Annotated in this window: 17 protein-coding genes; 5 read left to right on the forward strand and 12 right to left on the reverse strand. The window is 73.9% G+C overall.

The features are described from left to right. Positions 1 to 825 (reverse strand): aminoglycoside phosphotransferase (locus AC0I8G_RS15020; protein ID WP_471730625.1); only part of this gene is annotated, 825 nt, incomplete at its 3' end. Positions 826 to 885: 60 nt separating this feature from the next. On the opposite strand from AC0I8G_RS15020, the gene AC0I8G_RS15025 reads away from it, so the two are divergent. Further along, complete coding sequence (locus AC0I8G_RS15025) at positions 886 to 1,794, forward strand: iron-siderophore ABC transporter substrate-binding protein (RefSeq protein ID WP_471730626.1); 909 nt, start codon at positions 886 to 888, stop codon at positions 1,792 to 1,794. 69 nt (positions 1,795 to 1,863) lie between these two features. On the opposite strand, the gene AC0I8G_RS15030 is transcribed toward AC0I8G_RS15025, so the two are convergent. Further along, positions 1,864 to 3,378: an MFS transporter gene (locus AC0I8G_RS15030; protein ID WP_471730627.1), complete on the reverse strand. Its 1,515-nt coding sequence runs from the start codon at positions 3,376 to 3,378 to the stop codon at positions 1,864 to 1,866. 140 nt (positions 3,379 to 3,518) lie between these two features. Between AC0I8G_RS15030 and AC0I8G_RS15035 the strand changes: the two genes are divergently transcribed. Further along, entirely contained in the window at positions 3,519 to 4,163 is a 645-nt protein-coding gene (locus AC0I8G_RS15035; RefSeq protein WP_380260510.1) for a TetR/AcrR family transcriptional regulator, read from the forward strand. A 31-nt stretch (positions 4,164 to 4,194) separates the two neighbouring features. Here the strand turns inward: AC0I8G_RS15035 and AC0I8G_RS15040 are convergent, their stop codons facing one another. The 7 genes from AC0I8G_RS15040 to AC0I8G_RS15070 all read right to left on the reverse strand — a co-directional run bounded on the left by AC0I8G_RS15040 (position 4,195) and on the right by AC0I8G_RS15070 (position 10,888). Beyond that, complete coding sequence (locus AC0I8G_RS15040) at positions 4,195 to 4,824, reverse strand: TetR/AcrR family transcriptional regulator (RefSeq protein WP_471730628.1); 630 nt, start codon at positions 4,822 to 4,824, stop codon at positions 4,195 to 4,197. Between the two features lie 85 nt (positions 4,825 to 4,909). Next, on the reverse strand, positions 4,910 to 5,782 hold the full coding sequence (locus AC0I8G_RS15045) for an MBL fold metallo-hydrolase (protein WP_471730629.1): 873 nt from the start codon (positions 5,780 to 5,782) through the stop codon (positions 4,910 to 4,912). Next, positions 5,779 to 7,041 carry an MFS transporter gene (locus tag AC0I8G_RS15050; protein ID WP_471730630.1) on the reverse strand — a complete coding sequence of 421 codons (1,263 nt, stop codon included), beginning with the start codon at positions 7,039 to 7,041 and terminating at the stop codon, positions 5,779 to 5,781. Before AC0I8G_RS15050 ends, AC0I8G_RS15045 begins: the two co-directional genes overlap by 4 nt. Positions 7,042 to 7,095: 54 nt before the next feature. After that, positions 7,096 to 7,845: an SDR family NAD(P)-dependent oxidoreductase gene (locus AC0I8G_RS15055; RefSeq protein ID WP_471730631.1), complete on the reverse strand. Its 750-nt coding sequence runs from the start codon at positions 7,843 to 7,845 to the stop codon at positions 7,096 to 7,098. A gap of 153 nt (positions 7,846 to 7,998) precedes the next feature. After that, positions 7,999 to 8,511, reverse strand: coding sequence for a nuclear transport factor 2 family protein (locus AC0I8G_RS15060; protein WP_471730632.1), 513 nt, complete (start codon positions 8,509 to 8,511; stop codon positions 7,999 to 8,001). Between the two features lie 23 nt (positions 8,512 to 8,534). Further along, positions 8,535 to 9,965: an FAD-binding oxidoreductase gene (locus AC0I8G_RS15065; protein ID WP_471730633.1), complete on the reverse strand. Its 1,431-nt coding sequence runs from the start codon at positions 9,963 to 9,965 to the stop codon at positions 8,535 to 8,537. Between the two features lie 128 nt (positions 9,966 to 10,093). Beyond that, entirely contained in the window at positions 10,094 to 10,888 is a 795-nt protein-coding gene (locus tag AC0I8G_RS15070; protein ID WP_471730634.1) for an MBL fold metallo-hydrolase, read from the reverse strand. A 316-nt stretch (positions 10,889 to 11,204) separates the two neighbouring features. Here AC0I8G_RS15070 and AC0I8G_RS15075 point away from each other — a divergent pair, with 316 nt between their 5' ends. Further along, entirely contained in the window at positions 11,205 to 12,521 is a 1,317-nt protein-coding gene (locus AC0I8G_RS15075; RefSeq protein ID WP_471730635.1) for a glycosyltransferase, read from the forward strand. Beyond that, the gene (locus AC0I8G_RS15080; protein ID WP_471730636.1) at positions 12,518 to 13,702 is read left to right on the forward strand and encodes an acyl-CoA dehydrogenase family protein; all 1,185 of its coding nucleotides are present in this window, start codon (positions 12,518 to 12,520) and stop codon (positions 13,700 to 13,702) included. The genes AC0I8G_RS15075 and AC0I8G_RS15080 overlap by 4 nt, the downstream gene beginning before the upstream one ends. A 35-nt stretch (positions 13,703 to 13,737) precedes the next feature. Here AC0I8G_RS15080 and AC0I8G_RS15085 read toward each other — a convergent pair whose 3' ends face one another. Next, positions 13,738 to 14,934: a PucR family transcriptional regulator gene (locus tag AC0I8G_RS15085; protein WP_471730637.1), complete on the reverse strand. Its 1,197-nt coding sequence runs from the start codon at positions 14,932 to 14,934 to the stop codon at positions 13,738 to 13,740. A gap of 139 nt (positions 14,935 to 15,073) precedes the next feature. Here AC0I8G_RS15085 and AC0I8G_RS15090 point away from each other — a divergent pair, with 139 nt between their 5' ends. Further along, complete coding sequence (locus AC0I8G_RS15090; RefSeq protein ID WP_471730638.1) at positions 15,074 to 17,077, forward strand: AfsR/SARP family transcriptional regulator; 2,004 nt, start codon at positions 15,074 to 15,076, stop codon at positions 17,075 to 17,077. 145 nt (positions 17,078 to 17,222) lie between these two features. Here the strand turns inward: AC0I8G_RS15090 and frlD are convergent, their stop codons facing one another. Together frlD and AC0I8G_RS15100 are read right to left on the reverse strand one after the other, a co-directional pair. Further along, positions 17,223 to 18,017 (reverse strand): fructoselysine 6-kinase, encoded by a 795-nt coding sequence (gene frlD, locus AC0I8G_RS15095; RefSeq protein ID WP_471730639.1) that lies wholly within the window; start codon positions 18,015 to 18,017, stop codon positions 17,223 to 17,225. 35 nt (positions 18,018 to 18,052) lie between these two features. After that, positions 18,053 to 19,048, reverse strand: coding sequence for an SIS domain-containing protein (locus AC0I8G_RS15100; RefSeq protein WP_471730640.1), 996 nt, complete (start codon positions 19,046 to 19,048; stop codon positions 18,053 to 18,055). Positions 19,049 to 19,116: the final 68 nt, after the last annotated feature.

The following is a 19,116-nucleotide window of genomic DNA, read 5'->3' on the forward strand; positions in this document are numbered from 1 at the left end:
GTGCTGGCCCGCCCGCAACCCGTCGAGGTGGGCGGGCCAGCACGCGGCCTCGAGTTCCCCGAGGCGTTCCGCGGGCCAGAACAGGTCGAAGCAGGCGTCCGGCAGCCAGTTCCCCAGGTCCTCACCGACGGCACCGTCCCCGGCGAACGCCCAGTCCAGGAGGACGACCTCGCCGCTGGGCCGGCGGATCGCGTTCGCGGCCCAGGCGTCGAGGTGGCACAGCGTGCGGGGCAACCGTTCCACCACGGACACCAGGTGCTCGCGGTGGTCGAGCAGCCGGCGCCACCCGGCGCGCAGGTCGACCGGCCAGCTGTCGCGGACGAGGGGCCGGTCCCAGGCGGCGTCGTCGTCGACGAGGGCGGGGTCGCCGGGGCGGCTGGTGGAGTACGCGCGGAGGAACCCGCGCGACGCCCAGGTCGGTCGTGGGTGCGGCGGTCGGGCCTGCCACCGTCCCAGGGCGGTCGCCGTCGCGACGTGGTCGGCGAGCGCGAAGTCGGCTCCGGCGGTGCCGTCGACGTCCTCCAGCCACAGGCTCGTCGTGTCGCCGTCGGGAACGACCTCGGCGGCGGGCAGGTCGAGGCCCGTCCCGGCCAGCGACGCGCGGAAGGCGGGGTCGGCGTACACCTCCGCCTCGCGGGCCCAGTGGTTCCAGGCCGCGGGGGTCGACGACGACCTCCAGTGCGCCGGGGCGTCGGTGCCGGTCCCGGTGCGTCGCAGTCTCTTGTGGACGCGGCTGGAGCCGTCGGGAGCGTGGACGCGTTCGACGACGTCGGTCGTGGCGTTGCCCGGGTTGAACCTCAGGGTCTCGCGTTCCGGCGAGGTCATGGCCCGATCCTCGCAGGGGCCGATCGGCGAGCGCTACAGGTGAGGCTAGGCTTCCCTCTTGTGCATTCCCGACCCCTCGCCCTCCCTCTGACCGCCGGACTCCTGCTCGGTGGGTGCTCTGACGTCTCCTCGGCCGAGGAGGACACCGCCGCCGCGGCCGAGCGCAGCGTCACGCACGCCCGGGGCACCACCCAGGTCCCCGTGGAACCCCGGCGGGTCGTCGTGCTCGAACCCCTCGAACTCGACACCGCCGTGGCGCTGGGGGTCACCCCGGTCGGGGCGGCCGTCGCGAGCAACGTGGCGGGGATCCCCGCCTACCTCGGGGTCGGCGACGCCGTGAAGTCCGTCGGCACGGTCCCCGAGCCGGACCTCGAGGCGATCGCGGCGCTGGCACCCGACCTCATCCTCGGGACGGACTCCCGGCACGGGGACCTCTACGACGAGCTCGCCGGCATCGCGCCGACGGTGTTCATGGCGACCCAGGCCGACCCCTGGCAGGACAACGTGCGGCTCGTCGGGGAGGCGCTCGGTCAGGCGGAGGAGGCCGACCGGTTGCTGGCCGGGTACCGCTCGCGGTGCGAGGAGATCAAGGCCGAGCACCGGCTGACGGGAACGACGGCGAACCTCGTCCGTCCCCGGGACGAGACGACGCTGAGCCTCTACGGGCCGACGTCGTTCGCCGGGAGCACGTTGGAGTGCGCGGGGTTCACGATCCCCGACCGCGACTGGCAGGACTCGATCCTCGTCGACGTCTCCCCGGAACGGGTTCCCGAGGCCACCGCGGACCACGTGTTCGTCACGACCACCGACGTGGCCGACCCGGGTTCCGTCCCGACGTTGATCCGGGACAACCCCGCCGCGTTCCCGCGGGTCTCCCCCGTCGACACCTCCTACTGGGTGTCCGGGGTCGGACCGCTCGGTGGGCAACGCGTCCTCGACGACATCGACCGCATCCTCGACCAGGCCTGACCCCGGAAACACGAACCGCGATCTTGCTGGGTTTCCCAGCAAGATCGCGGTTCGGGGTGGGGCGGGTGGTCAGTGGGCGGCCGTCGGGACCGGGATCGAGCCGATCGCGGCGAGGCGTTCCTGACGGACGGAGTGGCGGTTGATGAGGCTGCCGGAGACGACCGCGACGAGCACCAGGGCGAGCGCGCCGCAGGCGAAGGCCACGTGGTAGCCGTGCAGGACGGCGTCGACGGGGTTCCCGCCGTGAGCGGCGACGGAACTCGCGAAGATCGTCGACAGCAGCGCGGTGCCGATGGAACCGCCGACCTGCTGGAACGTGTTGACGCTGGCGCTGGCGGCGCCGGCGTCCTCGCGGGCCACACCGCTGGTCGCGGTGTTCATGGCCGAGGAGATGATCAGCCCCATGCCCAGACCGGTCACGACCAGGGCGGGCAGGATCGTTCCGGCCCAGTGGCTCTCGGTGTTGGTGCGCAGGAACAGCAGCACACCGGTGGCGGCGACGAGCGAGCCGATGGTGATGAGCGCCTTCGGCCCGATGCGCGGCAGCAGGCGCGGCGTGATCTGCGTCGCGGCCGTCATGATCGAGAGCGGCATCGGCAGGAAGGACAGCCCGGTCTCCAGCGAGGAGAACTGCAGCGTCTGGCGCAGGTAGTAGGTCAGGAACAGGAAGATGCCGAACATCGCGACCCCGACGAGGCCGATCGCGACGAGGGCCCCACCGCGGTCGCGGTCACGCACGATCCGCAGCGGCAGCAGCGGGTGCGAGACCCGGGACTCCACGACCACGAACAGGGCGACGAGGGCGACGCCGGCGGCGAGGCAGGTGATGGTCACCGCGTCGGACCACCCGTTGGTCTCGGCGGAGGAGAACCCGTAGACGATCCCGACGAGGCCGGCGGTGATGGTGATGGTACCGATCAGGTCGAGGCGGGGACGGGGTCCGCGGACGGCCTTCGGCATGAAGAGGAGGGCGCCGACGACGCCGATGGCGGCGAAGACGACGTTCACGTAGAGGCACCAGCGCCAGGTCGTGTACTCGGTGAGGACGCCACCGAGCAGGACTCCCGTGGCGGCGCCGGATCCGGCGATGGCGCCGAAGACGCCGAACGCGCGGGCCCGGTCCTTGGGATCGGTGAACGTCGTGGTCAGCAGGGCCAGGGCCGAGGGGGCCAGCAGGGCGCCGAACACGCCCTGGAGGGCGCGGGCCGCGACGAGCTGTCCGAAGTTCTCGGCGAGGCCGCCGATCACGGAGGCCCCGGCGAAACCGATGAGCCCGATGATGAAGAGGTTCTTGCGCCCGAACAGGTCGCCGAGGCGACCGCCGAGCAGGAGCAGCGACCCGAAGGCCAGGGAGTAGGCCGTGACGATCCACTGGCGCTGGTCGTCGGCGAAGCCGAGGTCCGCCTGGGCCGCGGGGAGCGCGATGTTGACGATGGTCGCGTCGAGGACGACGGCCAGCTGCGCGATGCCGATGACGGCGAGGACGAACCACCGGTGGTCCTTGGTGGCCTTGTGGGCGGGGTGCGCCGCGGCGTGCTGCCCCGTGTGGGGCGGTGTGTTGGTCGGAGCGGTGTCGGAGCTCACGAGTTCTCCAGGAGTTTCGAGGTGCCGGCGGCGATCAGAGGCCGGCGTCAAGCGGACGGGTCGCGTCCACTTCCACCAGCGTACATGCAAACGGACGCGACGCGTCCATTTGTTCCCGGCGCACGAGTACCCTTGAACCCGTGAGCACGACGACCCACGACCGACCGCTGCGCGCCGACGCCGTCCGCAACCGGGCGCTCATCGTCGCCGCCGCCCGCCGCCTCTTCGCCGAGCGCGGTCTGGACGTGACCCTGCACGACGTCGCCGAGGCCGCCGGGGTGGGGGTCGGGACGGTCTACCGCCGCTTCCCGGACAAGGACGCCCTGCTCGGGGGGCTCGTCGAGGCCAAGCTCGAGAACCTGCTCGCGCTGGCCGAACGCTGCGCGGACCGGCCGAGCGGCCGGGAGGGCCTGCGGTCCTACCTGCTGGGGACGATGGAGCTGCGGGCCGGGGACAAGGCGTTGTCCACCACCGTCATGCGGGCCGCCCCCGCCACGGCGGACGCCGAGCGGCTGCGGGCCGACCTGAGCGAGGTGGTGACCCGGCTCGTGGACCGCGCGCACGAGGAGGGGGCGGTCCGGGAAGGTTTCACGGCGGCCGACGTGCCGTCGGTGTCCTCGATGATCGGCTCCATCGCCGACCGGACCCGCGGTGAAGGCCCTTCCGCCTGGCGTCGCTACGCAGCTCTGCTGCTCGACGCCGTCTGCCCCCCGGAGGGGCCGCTGCCCCCCATGGAGGGCACCCCGCCCGCGTGGGCGATCGGTGTGCCGCCCGCCTGCGCTTAGGGCCGGCGGGCGCCGGGCCGGCAGCGGCGGCTCAGGACCACTCGCCCTCGCCCGTGCCGAGGTGGTCGCGGCCGAGGTCGGTGAGGGGGACGGCCGCCAGGCTGGTGAGCCCGATGTCGAGCAGCGTCGCGCGCGAGACCCCCGACCCCCCGAGGGTGGACATGCCCTCGAGGACCGCGCAGAAGTACGCCCCGAGGGAGTCCGCGTCGGCCTCGGTCTCGATCTCACCCGCGCTCTGGGCCTCGACGATGCAGGCGGCGTAGTGCGCCCGCATCGACTCGAAGGCGGCGGCGACGGTCGCCGCGACCTCCGGGTCCTGGGCGGAGAGTTCCACGGCGGCCTTGGTGAAGAGGGACGGGGGCGCCTGCGCCGAGCCGTGCTCGACGGCCACCTTCACCAGCTGGGCGCGGATGCGGGTGATGGGGTCGTCCGAGCCGTGCCGGATCGACTCCACGGCGTCCACCGCCTCGGCGGCGTCGCTGAGGAACGCCCGCATGAAGAGGTCCCGCTTGCCGCCGAAGGTGTTGTAGAGGCTCTGGCGGGCCAGGCCGGTCGCCTCCAGCAACGTGTCGAGCGAGGTGCCCGCGAAACCCGTCTCGGCGAACGCCTTCCGCGCGCGGGCGATGACGTCCGCCTCGTCGAACGAGCGGGGTCTGGGCATGGTCGTCCCTCCGGGGTCGGTACCTGGGCGTCGCACCATCCTGACGCACCCCGGCGAGCGGGGGCGCCGCCGGCGTCCGCCCCGCCTAGGGGGCGAGCGGCGTGAGCGACGGGGTCGCTGCGGGGTCGTAGCGGCGGAAGACCGCGTCCGGGAAGTGCGGCCCGACGAGGACGGCGCCGTCGCGACCGACGCGGTCGGCCAGGTCGGCCCGCGTGCGGATCGCCGCCGCCGCGTCGTGGTCGCCCACCCAGGCCAGGTCCGGGTGCAGGACCTCGGCCGGGCAGTGCACGGCGTCGCCGACGACGAGCGCGTGGCCGCGGGTCCCCCGCACGGCGAAGGCGAGGTGGCCCGGGGTGTGTCCCGGGGTCGCGACGGTCCGCACCCCGGCCACGGACTCGCAGCCCTCGACCAGGGACCGGCGCCGGGCACCGATGATCTCCAGCTCGTGGGGTCGCGGACCGACGGGGTCATCCCGCTGCTCGGGGCGGGTCCAGAAGTCCCACTCGTCCTCGCTGAGCCAGAGCTCCGCGTTCGGGAAGGTGGGGACGCCGTCGCCGGCCTCGTTCCCGAGCCAGCCGACGTGGTCGGCGTGCAGGTGCGTCAGCAGGACCGCGTCGACGTCACCGGGTTCGACGCCCACCTCGTGGAGGCTGTCGAGGAGCGTCCCGCCGCGCATGTAGGCGTCGCGGGTCGTCCCCGGACGGAGCAGGGGGATGGTCCGGGCTCCGATGCCGGCGTCGACCAGGACGCGGCGCTCGCCCGTGCTGATGAGGACCGCGCCCACACTGAGGACGAGCAGGCCGTCCCCGTCCACGACGTCGAGGTCGTCGGCGAACAGGTCGTGGTGACCCGCCGGGTAGGCCACGCCGGGCTCGGCGCGGAACTCGCCGTCGGGCAGGTAGGTGAGGGTGGTCCCCCCGAGGTCGAGGGTGGTGGTGACGGCCGGAGAGGCGCTCACGGTGCTCCAGGTGGGATCGAACCGACGGGGGAAGGGGTCTGCGCGGCAGCGTGCGCGGTGCGCCGTGCACCGAGGACGACGAACACCAGGGCCCCGGCGAAGGCGATCGCGCCGGCGAGGTGGAAGTCCGTGTCGAGGCCGGCGGAGGTCACCACCAGGCCGCCGAGGACGGAACCCGCGGCGATGGCGAGCTGGATGGTCGTCACGAACAGCGCGAGGCCGGTCTCGGCCCCGGCCGGTGACGCGGTGGACATCCACGTCTGCATCGCCAGCGGCAGGGCGCCCCACGCGAAGCCCCACACCACGACGAGCACGAGGACCCCGACGGTGCTGTGCGCCAGCAGCGGCAGCAGCACGACCGTCGCCGCGAGCACGACCTGGGCCGTCCCCGCCGTGCCCAGCACGCTGCGGCCCAGCGTCGCGCCGGCCGCGAAGTTGCCGGCGATCCCGGCCAGGCCGAACACGAGGAGCGCGAAGGTCACCGTCCCGGGGCCGACGCCGGCCCGGTCCTGCAGGAAGGGGGTGACGTAGGTGGACGCGGCGAACTGCGCGGCGAAGGCGAACGCGGCCCCGAGGAGTCCGACCCGGGCCCGGGGCACGCGGAACAGCGCCCCGAGCGTCGAGACCCGGACACGGTGCGCCGCAGGGAGACCGGGCAGGGCGATCAGTTGCAGGACGAGGGCGACGAGGCCGACCGCACCGCCGATGACGAAGGCGAGGCGCCAGCTCGCGAGCGCCGAGACCGCCGCGCCCAGCGGGAGGCTGACGACCGTGGCGACCGAGATCCCCCCGGTGATCAGGGCGGTCGCCCGGATCGTGTCCGCCGGGGGCACGAGGCGCCCGGCGATCCCGGCCCCGATCGCCCAGAACCCGCCGAGGCTGATCCCCAGGAGCACCCGGGCCAGCAGGAGGAGCGGGAAGGTCGGGGCCAGGGCGGCGAGGACGTCGGAGACGACCAGCAGTGCGCTGAGCCCGGTGAGCACCACGCGCCGGTCGAGTCCGGAGGCGGCCACCGTGACCGCGGGGGCGGCGACCGCCGCGAGGAGCCCGGTGACGACGACCATCAGCCCGGCCGTCCCGACGGGCACGTCGAGGCCGGAGGCGATGGCCGGGAGGAGCCCGACGGGGAGGAACTCCGAGAGCACGATCGCGAACGACCCGAGGGCGACGGACGCGACGCCGAGTCGTCCCCGGTGCGCGGGCGGGGGTGCGGGTTCGCGTTCCGTCGTGGCCGGGACGGACGTGGTGCGGTCGCTCATCGGGGTCTCCTCCTCGTCGGCAGGCGTGGTGCGGGGGCTGGTCCGGGCCGGGGGTCAGGCGGCGATGGTGGAGCCGCCGTCGACGAAGACCTCGCCGCCGGTCATGCCGGAGCTCTGGTCGGAGACGAGGAAGAGGACGGTGGCGGCGACCTCCTCGGGGCGCAGGACCCGGCCGAAGGGCAGCCCGGCGGCGATGGCCGCCAGGAGGCCGGCCTCGTTGCCCGGGGCCAGACCGGTCAGTCCCGGCGTCTCGGTGGGGCCGGGGACGACGGTGTTGATGCGGATCCCGCGCGGGGCGAGCTCGGCGGCCCAGGTGCGGGTCAGCGTCGCCACCGCGGCCTTGGAGGCGCCGTAGAGACCGAAGTCCTTCTCCGTCCCCGATCCGGCGGTGGAGCCGGTCACCACGATCGCGGCGCCTTCCCCGAGGAAGGGCAGCGCGCCCTGCACGGTGAGGATCGTGCCCCGGACGTTGGTCGCGAAGGCGGTGTCGATGTCCTGCGCGCTGACCTCGGCCAGGGGCTTGAACTCCCCGCCGCCGGCGTTGACGTGGACCGCGTGCAGTCCGGTACCGCGAGCGGCGACGGCCTCGAACAGGGCGTTCACCTGCACCGGGTCGGAGGCGTCGGCCTGCACGGTGGTCACCGCGTCGCCGAGCTCGGCCGCGACCGCGTCGAGCTGCGCCTGGCGCCGCCCGGTCACGACGACGTGGGCCCCTTCCTCGACGAACCGGCGGACGACCGCCAGGCCGATGCCGGAGGTCCCGCCGGTCACCAGGGCCGTCTTGCCGGTGAGTGCTGCGTTCATCGTCGTGCTCCGTTCTCGTAGTGGACTGTTCGGTCTTTAACCTACGCCGTGATGGACCGTTCAGTCAAGAACAGGTGGCTGACCACGTGCCGGGGTGGGTGGCCGGGTTCGGGCGCGAGGTCGCGCACCCGTCCCGACCACCCTGACGGGGGCTCAGACCTGGGAGACCAGGACGGTCGGGTCACCCTCGAACCAGGCGCTGTCGATGCTGAGGTGCCGGATGCGCCACGTCGCCCCGTCGCGCACCAGTCGGGCGGTGTAGCGGTTCATCATCAGGGCGTGCCGGGTCTGGACGGGGTCGGGTCCCTGACCGGGCAGGAAGTGCATGGCCTGGGCGTAGCAGGTCAGGACGGCGGTGTCGCCGGTGATCTCGCTGCGCGGGTTGGTGACGCTGTGGCTGGTGTCCAGGGGACCGACGGCGCCGACGAGAGCGCCGACGACGGTTTCCCGGGGCGTCAGGACGGGGAACTCCAGGCCGATCTTCGCCGTGGCCGGGGTGAGGTCGACGGTCGCGTCCGGCGTGAGGGCCGAGGTCATGAGGTCGGCGTCGGCGAGGTCCAGGGCGCGGGTGTAGCGCAGGACGGCGTCGACGACCTCGTGGTGGTCCACGAGGCGGGTGAGTTCCGCGGACGTCGCGCTGTCGGTGGTGAGGGTTCGCGTGGTCATTCTCGTTCTCCAGGGGAGTCGCATCAGGAGCGGGGCAGGACGTTGTGGTTGAGGCGGAACAGGTTCTGCGGGTCGTAGGTCGCCTTCACCCGCTGCGCACGGGCGAAGGTCTCGGGCAGGTAGGCCCGGCGGACGTCCTCGGGGTCGGTGTCCCAGGCCGCGACGAAGTTCGCGTACGTGCCCGGCGCCGAGTGTGGTTCCAGGCGACGGAACGCCCGGTCCGTCCACGCCGACGCCTCGCCGGCCTGCGCCGGACCGATGACGAAGACGCACAACGCGAACGCGGCGTCGTGGTGCGCTGCGGCGTAGGGCAGGTCGGGGTTCGTGGCGAGCGCACCACCGAGCTGGCGCAGTTCCACGATGTGCGCCGGGCAGTCGGAGTCGGGACCGAACAGGTCGACGAGCTCGGCCAGCGACCCGGGCGTGAACTCCCGCAGCAGCACCGTGCGCTGGACGAAGGGTGCCGGGTCGACGGGATCGTTGTGGATGGCCGCGTTCTCCCGGTAGGGGATCTCGGCGACCGTGTCCAGCACCACCGGGGCGCACCCGCGCAACGGCGCGAGCAACGCGTCGGCCGTGGCCGCGTCCCCGAGGAGGGAGAAACGCACGTGCACCGCGAACTTCCCGCTGAGGAAGTCCGGCAGGAACGGCAGCGGGGGGAAGCGCGTCAGTGCGATCGAGGTGGTGAGTTCGTCCGGGGCGTTCGCGGTCAGGTCGGCGTAGGCGGACAGCACGGCTTCGGCGTGCTCACCGGCGAAGAACAACCCCCCGGCGTGCAGGTGGGTCACGGGGAACAACCCGAACTCCAGCGCCGTGACGATCCCCACGTTGCTCTTGGAGGCCAGCAGACCCCACAACAGGTCGGCGTCGGGGGAGTCCGGCCGGTTCTCGAGGTGGTGCAACCGCCCGTCGGCGGTCACGACGTCGAGGGCGGTGACGTGATCGGAGGCCCAGCCGTGGGCGCGGCCCATCGTGGGACTCAACCCCCCGCCGAGGGTGTAACCGACCACGCCGACCAGGGGCGAGGACCCGTTGAGCGGAGCGAGCCCGTGCTCGGCGGCGGCGTCCACCACCGCCTGCCAACGGACCCCGGCCCCCACGCGCACCGTGCGCCGGACGGGGTCGACGCTCACCTCGTCCATGCGGCGGGTGGTGACCAGCACCGCACCGTCGGTGGACAGCGAACCCTGGTGACCGGTGGCCATCACGGCCACCGGCAGTCCCCGGCGGGCCGCGAAGAGCACCGCGGCCTGCACGTCGGCGGCGCTCGCGGCGCCGACGACGACCGCCGGCGCGTGGGCCACGGCGAGGTTGTAGGGCGAGCACTCGGCGGCGTACCCGTCGTCGCCCGGGAGCAGGACCTGCCCGTCCACGGCGCCGACCAGGGCGTCGGGGCCGTCCGGGGCGGGGGTGACCGGGGACTGCCCGGTCGCGGTGTCCACAGCGTTCTTCACAGCATCGTCTCCAGGAGGTGGAACGTGGTCGCCGCTCGTTCCGGCGTCGTGGACCACTCCACCTCCTGCCCGTCGACGGCGTGTCGACGGCGTGTGGACGCCCCGTGGACGCCCGTGTCGACGTCTCGTCAGCGCAACCGCGCGGCGGTCACCGCCCGGTCCAGCGGGAACTCCAGGGGCGCGCCGTGCCCGGGTCCGATGACGTCCGCCGGCACCGCGGCCAGCACGTCGAGGGCCTCCAGCGTGGCCGCCGGGTCGTGGTGGAAGAAACCCTTCAGCAGTTGCGGGCCCTCGACCGCGCTGAGCGGGTGCCCGGTCACGAGGGCGTCGCCGGTCAGGACCACGCCCAGGTCGGGGAGGAGGAACGCGCTGTGCCCGCTGGTGTGCCCGGGGGTCGGCACCGGCACGGGGCGGCCGGGGACGTCGAGGGTCGTACCGGCGCGCGGGGACGGGAACGCCTGCGCGTCGGCGATCCGCACGTCCCGGGTGCCGCCGCTGCGCACCGCCCGCACGGCCCAGGCCGCGACGCGGGGCCGCCACGCCTGGCGCAGCACCGTCGGGACGCCGACCTGTTCCAGGTGCTCGCGACGGGCGTGCGCGACCTCGGCGGGGTCCAGCAGCACGGGGACCTCCGGCACCGCGCGCAGCACGGCGCCCAGCCCTCCGACGTGGTCGACGTGGGCGTGGGTCACGAGGACCGCACGGACGTCGCGGGGCTGGTGCCCCAGCGCCGCGACGGAGGCCAGGACGAGTTCCCCGTGGCCGGGGTAGCCGGCGTCGATCAGGGTCAGGTCGCGCCCGTCGCGCAGCAGGTACCAGTTCGCGAGGGGGGTCCGCGCGCAGAACACCTCGGGTGCGATCTGGAGGAGTTCCCAGCCTCCCGCGGGACGACGGACGTGCACCGGTCTCCAGGAACTGTTCATGCCGGGAAACTACCGGCCGCAGCGGGCTGCGCCGTCCACGGAAGGGCGGACACGGATCCCGGCCCCGACCAGGGAACCGCAGACCGGTTGGGAGTCGTTCTGCAGCAAGAGATCAGCTGGACCTGGGTTTCCGCGTCGACGGGACGTCCACGCCACGTCGACAACCCCGTGCGGCACTGGTGCCAGCACCCGCCGAGCCCGTCCCACCCCACCGAGCACCGGAGGCAGCACCCGTGGTCACCGTCACCCGAACCCCGACCCGTGCGGGGCGGCACCGTCCACCCGCAGGACTCCGCGGAACCGAGGTGGGCTGACCGTGCGCATCACACTCCTGGCCATGGGTTCCCGCGGCGACGTCCAGCCGGCCGCCGTCCTCGGAGCCGAACTGGTCCGCCGCGGCCACGAGGTCGTGCTGGCCACCACCGACGACCTCACCCACTTCGGTGAGGCCCTCGGTCTCCCCGTGGTCCCGTTCGGGTTCGACATGCGCGCGTTCCTCCGCTCCGACCAGGGCCAGGAGTTCCTCCGGAACTCCGACGTCCACCAGTACCTGGAGGGTTTCGTGCGGATGAAGGCCGTCCACGCGGACGTCCTGCACCCCGCGATGGTCCGGGCCTGCGAGGGCGCGGACGTCATCGTCTCGAACACCCTGCTGCTGGACGAGGCGTCGTGCCTGGCCGAGGCGTCGGGGGCCGTGGTCGTCGCGATCCACCACGCCCCCCGACGGGCGAACTCCGCCTTCCCGTCGTTCATGCTGACGCGGCGACGCGTTCCCCGGCCCCTGAACCGGGCGACCCACGCCCTGTACGCCCGGTGGGAGTGGCAGGCCACCGAGGGCTACACCAACGCCTTCCGACGCACCGTGGGCCTGCCCGCGACCACCGTCCCGATCGCCCGGCGCCTGGCGCAGGCCGGTGCGCTGGAACTGCAGGCCTACGGCGAGGCGCTGGTCCCGGAACTGAGGTCCTGGTCCCCGCGGTTCCCGCTCACCGGGCCCGTCGTGGCGACGCCGGAGCAACGGGAGCGCTGGGGCGAGGCGACGTGGGACGCGGACCTCGAGGAGTGGCTGCGCGCGGGTGAGCCGCCGGTGTTCTTCGGGTTCGGCAGCATGCCCGTCGCCGATCCCGTCGCCCTCTTCGCCCTGGTGCAGGCCGTGTGCCGGGAACTGGGGGTCCGCGGGCTGGTGGGGGCGGGGTGGACCGACCTCGCCGCGGCCGACGCGACGGAGCGGGTCCGCGTCGTCGGGCCGGTGGACCACACGCTGCTCTTCCCACGCTGCGCCGCCGCGGTCCACCACGGGGGCGCCGGGACGACGGCGGCCTCCGTGACCGCCGGGCTGCCGAGCGTCGTCTGCGCCGTCTCCTTCGACCAGCCCTTCTGGGGCGGACGCCTGCACGACCTCGGCATCGGCGCCTGGTTCCCGTTCCGCGACCTGACGGCCCCCCGGCTGGTCGAGGCCCTCCGCGGCGTCCTGACCGAGGAGGCCGCCGGACGCGCACGCTCGATCGGTGCCGCCCTGGGGCAGGAGGACGGCGCGCAGGCCGCGGCGACGGAGATCGAGCTGGCGACCAGCGCCCGTCGCCCGCTCGGAACGGTCACGCACGCCGGAACCGACCCGTGGAGGACCCCGTGAACGACACCCGGCCGGCCGCCCGCGACCACCTCGTGGCGGCCGCCCACGACCTCGTCCCGGCGCTGCGTGCGGGGGCACCGGCGGCGGAACGGGGGCACCGCCTGACCCCGGCAGACGCGCGCTCCCTGCACGAGGCGGGGTTCTTCGCCCTGCACGCCCCCGCCGCCCTCGGTGGCCTCGGCGCCTCGATCGCGACCGCCGTGGACGTGCACGCCGAACTGGCCCGCGGGTCCGGGTCGGCCGCGTGGTGCGCGGTGATCCTCTCCGGCGCCGGCCTGCTCGCCTCCCGGTTCCCCGCGGCCGGTCGCGAAGAGCTGTGGACGGACGACCCGCGCGCCGGCGTGTGCGGGAGCTTCTCCCCCACTGGCACCGGCCGACGCGTCCCCGACGGGCTGCGGGTCAGCGGACGCTGGCAGCCGATGTCGGGCGTCCACCACGCGCGGTGGGCGCTGCTGCCCGTCCTCGTCCAGGACGTCCAGGACGAGCGGCCCGCGGTGGAGGCGGTCCTCGTCCCCGTCGAGGCGCTGGACGTCGAACCCACCTGGGACGTCGTCGGGATGGCGGGCACGGGCAGCGACACCGCCGTCGCGGAGGACGTCTTCGTGCCCCAGCGGCGTTGCGCGCCGTTCGGGGCCCTCCTCGGGGCGGGCGCGCCCGACGCGGCTGACCCCCTGCGGTCGACGACCGCCTACTCGGCCCTGGGCGTGTGCGCCGGTGCCGTCCTGGTGGGGATGGCACGCGCCGGTCTCGAGTTCGTGCTCGACGCCCTCGGGGAGGGCCGTCCGCTCGCCTCCTCCACCTACGCCGACGCGCGGGACGCGCCGGGTGTGCGGTTCGACGTGGCGAGCGCCGCCCGGCTGGTGGACACCGCCGGCCTGCACCTGGCCCGCGCCACCGGCGACGTCGAGCGGGGGGCGCGGGAAGAACGTCAGCTCGACGTCGCGACCCGGGCGCGCGTGCGGGCGGACCTGGCCACGATCACCGTCTCCACGCGCGCGGCGCTGGGGCACCTGCTCGACGCCGGCGGGGCCCGCTCCTTCGCCGCGGGCAACCCGTTGCAGGCGGTCTGGCGCGACGTGGAGGTCCTCTCCCGCCACCCGCTGCTCGCCCCGGGGCTCAACGTCGACGTCTACGCCCGCACCCTGCTGGGCTCGCAGGAGCAGGTGGCGGCGTTCGTCTGACCACGGGTCGATCGCTTCGGGCCGCTCGCTGCGGGTCACCCGTCGCGGGTCCAGTCGACCAGGAGCGTGCGGCACAACCCGTCCCACGTCGTCGGGTCCCACCCGGTCAGCGTCCGCCAGCGGTCCAGCCGGTAGCGGACGGTGTTGACGTGCACGTGCAGGGCGCTCGCCGTGGTCGACAGCGACGACCCCGCGTCGGCGAAGGCGGTGACCGTCTGGAGCAGGTGCGGGTTGTCCACGGCAGCCCGCAGACCGGGTTCGAGCACCTGGCGCAACCGCGGGGCCTGCTCGCTCAGGCTGACCGGGAGCCACCACCGCTCGAAGGCCACGACCGGTCGGCGAGGGTCGGCGTGGGCCAGGCAGAGGACGGCGTCGCGGTAGCTGTCGACCGCCCCCGGGACGCCCGGACGGCTCAGGCCCACGCCGACCCGGGCGGCGGGGTCGACCCGGTGGACCCGGGCGACGAGCTTCGCGGGGTCCGCGCCCTGCAGGACGGCGACCATGGTCTGCCCGACGCCGGCCACCTGGAGGTGCTGCGTCGCCGGCCTCGGCACCCCGTCGCGTTCGTGCCAGCGCTGCACCTGCAGTTCCGACCAGCCGCCGACCGACCAGCACACCACCTGGAACTGCCCCGCGAGGTCGTAGCCCAGGCTGACCGCGGCGCGTTCGGCGACGTCGCGTTCGACGTCGCCCTGGCTGAGGGCCTGCACGAAGCGGTGGGTGGAGCGGATGTCGACCGCCTCCAGGGCCACGGTGGCCTCGCTGTGCGCCTGGGAGGCGGCCGCGGTGATGGCCTGCATCCAGGACCAGACGCCGTCGACGCCCGCCAGCAGGTCCAGCTGCAGCTCCTGGCGCCCGGACTCCCGGGCGAGTTCCTGCAGGTGGGCCCAGAGCCGCTGGAAACCGACCTGGAAGGCGCTGATCAGCGCGTGCAGCGGGACGCGGTCGAGGGCCCGCTGCCGGCCCAGGTCGCGGGCGGCCTCGAGTTCGCGCTCGTCGGGGCCCCGACCGCAGGCCAGCCCGGTCACCATGTCGCGGAGCTGCCCCTCGGTGTGCCCGATCTGCTGGGTCACCGTCGTCGAGCCGTACTCCGCCACCCGGTCGTGGATGAGGTCGATGACCTCCAGGGTCAGGGCGGGGACGCTGTCCTGGGCGCGGGTGAAGAGTTCCGTCAGCGTCGTGATCGGGGGCCGGTCGGCCCCGCGCTCGATCCGCTCGGACGTTCCGGTCACCGGTTCCCCCTCCAGCCCCTGCACCTTGTGAGATCCACAAGGTGGGGCCGTCCATCTCTGGCGCTGCAGCTCTGTCCCCGCGGGGGCCCGAGCGCTCACCCTACGAGCACACCCACCGCGCACTCGAGAGGACCGTCCCGTGCCCCACGACGTCTCCCGGCAGGACCGGGAGCCCGCACCGGACCTCGAACTGACGGTCCTCGGTGCGGTCTCGATGCGCTGGTGCGACACGGACGTGGACCTCGGCACCCCTCAGCAGCGGGCCCTCTGGGCGGTCCTCGTGCTGCGGTCTCAGCAGGTGGTCCCCGTCGGGGAACTCGTCGAGGCGCTCTGGGACGGCGAGGCCCCCACCGGGGCGCGCGCGACGGTCCGCACCTACGTCTCCCGCCTGCGGCGGGTCCTCTCCGCCTGCGGAGCCGACGGCGAGGTCCGGCTGGAGTCCCGTTCCGGGGGGTACGGCCTGTTCCTGCCCCCGGGGGTGGTGGACGTCGACCTGTTCCGCGGTGAGGTCGCCGCGGCCCGCGCCGCCGCGCGCGACGGGCGGGACTCCCTGGCGCACGAGCGGTTGCGCACGGCCCTGGCGCGGTGGACCGGTCGTGCGCTGGCCGGGGTGGACGGCCCGTACCTGACCGCTCGCCGCGCCCACCTGGAACTGCTGCACGCCGACGCGGTGGAGGACCTGTGGGCGGCCGAGCTCGAGACGGCCGGGCCCGGGCCCGGAACCGTCGCCGAGCTGGTGGACGCCGTGGCCGCGGAACCGCTGCGCGAACGCCGCCGGGAACTGCTGATGCTCGCCCTCTACCGCAGCGGCCGTCGGGCGGAGGCGCTCGCCACCTACCGCGAGGCCCACGAGTTCCTCGCCGCCGAACTCGGTGTCGATCCCGGTCCCGGTCTGCAGTCGTTGCACGAGAGGGTGTTGCGGGCCGACCCCGCGCTGGCGGGACGGACCGCGATCCGCCGCCGCGACGCCGACGCCCCGGGCGGGGTGCCCGCCGGAGTTCCGGCGCAACTGCCGCCGCGGGCCGAGCCGTTCGTGGGGCGGGCGGAACTCCTCGACCGGTTGGCGGCGTCCTTGCCGGACGCGGGCCGGCTCGTGGTCGAGGGTCTCACCGGGTTGGGCGGAACCGGGACGAGCGCCCTGGCCGTGCAGGTCGCGCACCGGGTGCGGGGGAGTTTCCCCGACGGTCAGCTCTACGCCGATCTCCGCGGCGGTGCGGGCCCGGTGAGCGCGCACGACGTGCTGGGTGCGTTCCTGCGCGCGCTGGGGACCGCCCCGCACGCGGTCCCCGAGGCGCTCGCCGAACGGATCGCGACCTGGCGCACGGTGACCGACGGACGGCGCCTCCTGCTGCTGCTGGACCACGTCGCCACGGCGGAGACGGTGCGCGACCTGCTGCCCGCCGGAGCCGGCAGCGCCGTCCTGCTCACCAGCGCCCGGCGGTTGCCCGCGCTGTCCCCGGTGCGCTGGACCACCGTCGGACCCTTGCCCGCGCACGAGTCGCTCGAGCTGCTGGGAGCGGTGGCCGGCCACGAGCGGGTCCTCGCCGAGCGGGAGGTGTCCGAGCAGGTGGTCGCCGCGTGTTCGCACCTGCCGCTGGCGGTGCGCGTCGCGGCTGCGCGCCTGCTGGACCGGCCGGGGTGGAGCATCGCCCAGATCGCGGCCCAGCTCGCCGACGACCTGCGCGAGCCGGTGGTGATGGCCGCCGACTGCGCGATCGTCGACGCGCCGCTGCAACGAGTGCAGGACAGCCTGGGACGCGAACTGGGGCAGGCGTTCTGCCTGCTCGCGGTGCCCGACTGCGCCTGGCTCGACGGCGGTGCCGCGGCCGCGGTGCTGGACGTCGCCCCGGTCCACGCCCGCGGGGTGCTGGAGGAACTGGTCGACGCACACCTCCTGCGAGCCGAACCCGGTGGCCGCTACCGCTTCCCCGGCCTGGTCAAGGCGTTCGCCCGCCGGCAGGCCTGGGTCGCCGATCACGACCGCTGTCGCGCTGCGCTGCAACGCCTCGTCGAGCACCACGCGCAGGCGCTGCGCGAGCGGGTGCCTTCCACCGGGGCCTCGTTGCGCAGCCTGGGCGCGGCTCGCCGCGACCTGCCGGTGCCGGTCCTGCAGGAGTTCCTGGCCGCGCTGCCCGTCGCCTGAACCTGGTCGAGCCACCGAGGGGACTTTCCGGGTCCCGGGTTCCGCAGGGACACCGAGCTGCCGTGCGGAGCCGTACGGACGCCATCGCCGTCGCGCAGCAGGACGGCTGGATCCGAGGGGCGGGGTCCTGGACCCCGCCCCCGGTTCACCAGGCCCCGAGGTACTGCAGGGTCACGGCGCTGTTCGCCGCCCCCCGGGACGCGCAGTCCGCGGTCGGTAGTCCCTCCAGCACACCGCTGAGGAACCCCGCGATGAAGCTGTCGCCGGCCCCCATCGTGTCCACGACGGTGCAGGGCTCGGCTGCGGTGACGGTGAACTCCTGCCCGTCGAAGGCGAGGCTGCCGTGCTCGCCGAGGGTGACCACGACGCACCGCGGCCCGCGCGCCTGCTTGTCCCGCACGAACTCCCGCAGGGACGGGGAGTCGGGTCCCTCCTGCGTGTCGAGTCCGAAGAAGGCGTAGTCGACGTCGCCCAGCGACGCGTCGACCACGGGGTCCTCCGGCTGGTCGGAGTAGTCGAACGCGATGCGCAGGCCCTGCGCCCGCAGGGCGGGGAGGTCCTCGGCGGTGTGTCCCCAGATGCCCGTCACGAGCAGGTCGTGGTCGCCCACGAACGCGATGTCCCCGGGGCTGAGCCGGAAGTCGGCCATCACCCCTTCGTCGTGCGTGCCGAACACCCGGTTGCCGTCCCGGAGCAGGACCTCGGTCCGGGCCGTGCGGCCGGTGCTGACGTGCAGGTGGCTCGTGTCCACGCCGCGTCCCTGCAGGGCCTCGCGCAACGACCGGCCGTCGTCGTCGTCGCCCACCACCCCGAGGTAGGAGCTGTCGACGCCGAGGCGACGCAGGTACACCGCCACGTTGACGGCGTTCCCGCCCGGCCGACGCTGACCGAGCCCGGTGTAGACGTCGATGCAGTTGTCACCGGCGGCTGCGACCTTCACGTGAACATCACCACGGTCATCCTCCCCGGAACTGGTCAGTAGCTCAGGGCGCGGTAGTAGCGCCGGATGTCGACCGGGTGGCGGTTCAGCAGTTCCACGTGGGCGTCGATGCGCTCGGTCACGGCGTGGGTGACGAGGTGGGACAGGTGGCCGCGGTGCTCCGCGGCGATCCCGGGCAGCGCGTAGTCACGGGAGTCGATCAGGGTCACGTTGGCGCAGACGCGGGGGAGGAACTCGGCCACACGTTCGGCCAGCGGACGCTCGGCGTCCTCACCGAGGAAGACCGTGACGTTGGTGTCGCGGTCCACGACCTCCAGCGTTCCGTGCAGGAACTCCGCGGCGTGCACCGACTTGCTCCGCAACCAGTGCTGCTCCTCCCAGTAGCACATCGCGTAGGAGTAGGTGGACCCGTACTGCGTCCCCGCTCCGACGAAGTAGTGCAGGGCGTCGTCGTGGTGCTGCTGGGCGAAGTTGGCGGCGAACGGGTCCGCCTCCTTGCCGACGGCGACGAGCGCGGGGGCGAGCGAGGCGTCGAGGCCGGCGTAGAGGTCGTCGTAGCCGTCGAACTGACCGGCGTTGCGCAGGAACCGGTCGGCGACGGTGAAGAACTTGACCTGTTCGGCCCCCGGGTAGGAGAAGCACGTGGTCACGAGTTCGGCCAACGGGGAGGCCGGTTCGTCCACGAAGCCGACGACCGTCGCTCCCACTTCGCGGAGCTGCTCGACCGCCCGCACGACCTCGGGCGTCGTGCCCGTCACGGACGAGACGACCACGACGGACCGTTCCGTGATGCGGCGGTTGCCCGTGGTCGTGTACTGGGCGGCGTTCTCCACCGCGACGGGGATGTCCCCGAGTTGCTTGACGTGGGACTCCGCCTGCAGACCGGAGGCCCAGGTGCCCCCGATTCCCAGGTAGCAGAGCTGGTCGTAGCCGCGGTCGCTGAGGTCGTCCACGACGGCCTCGATGTCGCGGCGCAGGGCGAGCGCCCCGCTGACGTGGTCGAGCTGCTTCGTCTCGTCGAACTTGATCACTGCGTCGTCGCCTTCTCGTCGTACGGGGATGGACTGGAGGGGAAGTACCGGAGGGGAAGGGGGCCGGA

This window comes from Kineococcus sp. AC630, from assembly GCF_979255925.1.

Excerpts from the sequence above, each read along its gene's own strand:
- AC0I8G_RS15040 (WP_471730628.1), bottom strand. The coding sequence starts at position 4,824 with ATGCCCAGACCCCGCTCGTTCGACGAGGCGGACGTCATCGCCCGCGCG.
- AC0I8G_RS15050 (WP_471730630.1), bottom strand. The coding sequence starts at position 7,041 with ATGAGCGACCGCACCACGTCCGTCCCGGCCACGACGGAACGCGAACCC.
- AC0I8G_RS15055 (WP_471730631.1), bottom strand. The coding sequence starts at position 7,845 with ATGAACGCAGCACTCACCGGCAAGACGGCCCTGGTGACCGGCGGGACC.
- AC0I8G_RS15060 (WP_471730632.1), bottom strand. The coding sequence starts at position 8,511 with ATGACCACGCGAACCCTCACCACCGACAGCGCGACGTCCGCGGAACTC.
- AC0I8G_RS15070 (WP_471730634.1), bottom strand. The coding sequence starts at position 10,888 with ATGAACAGTTCCTGGAGACCGGTGCACGTCCGTCGTCCCGCGGGAGGC.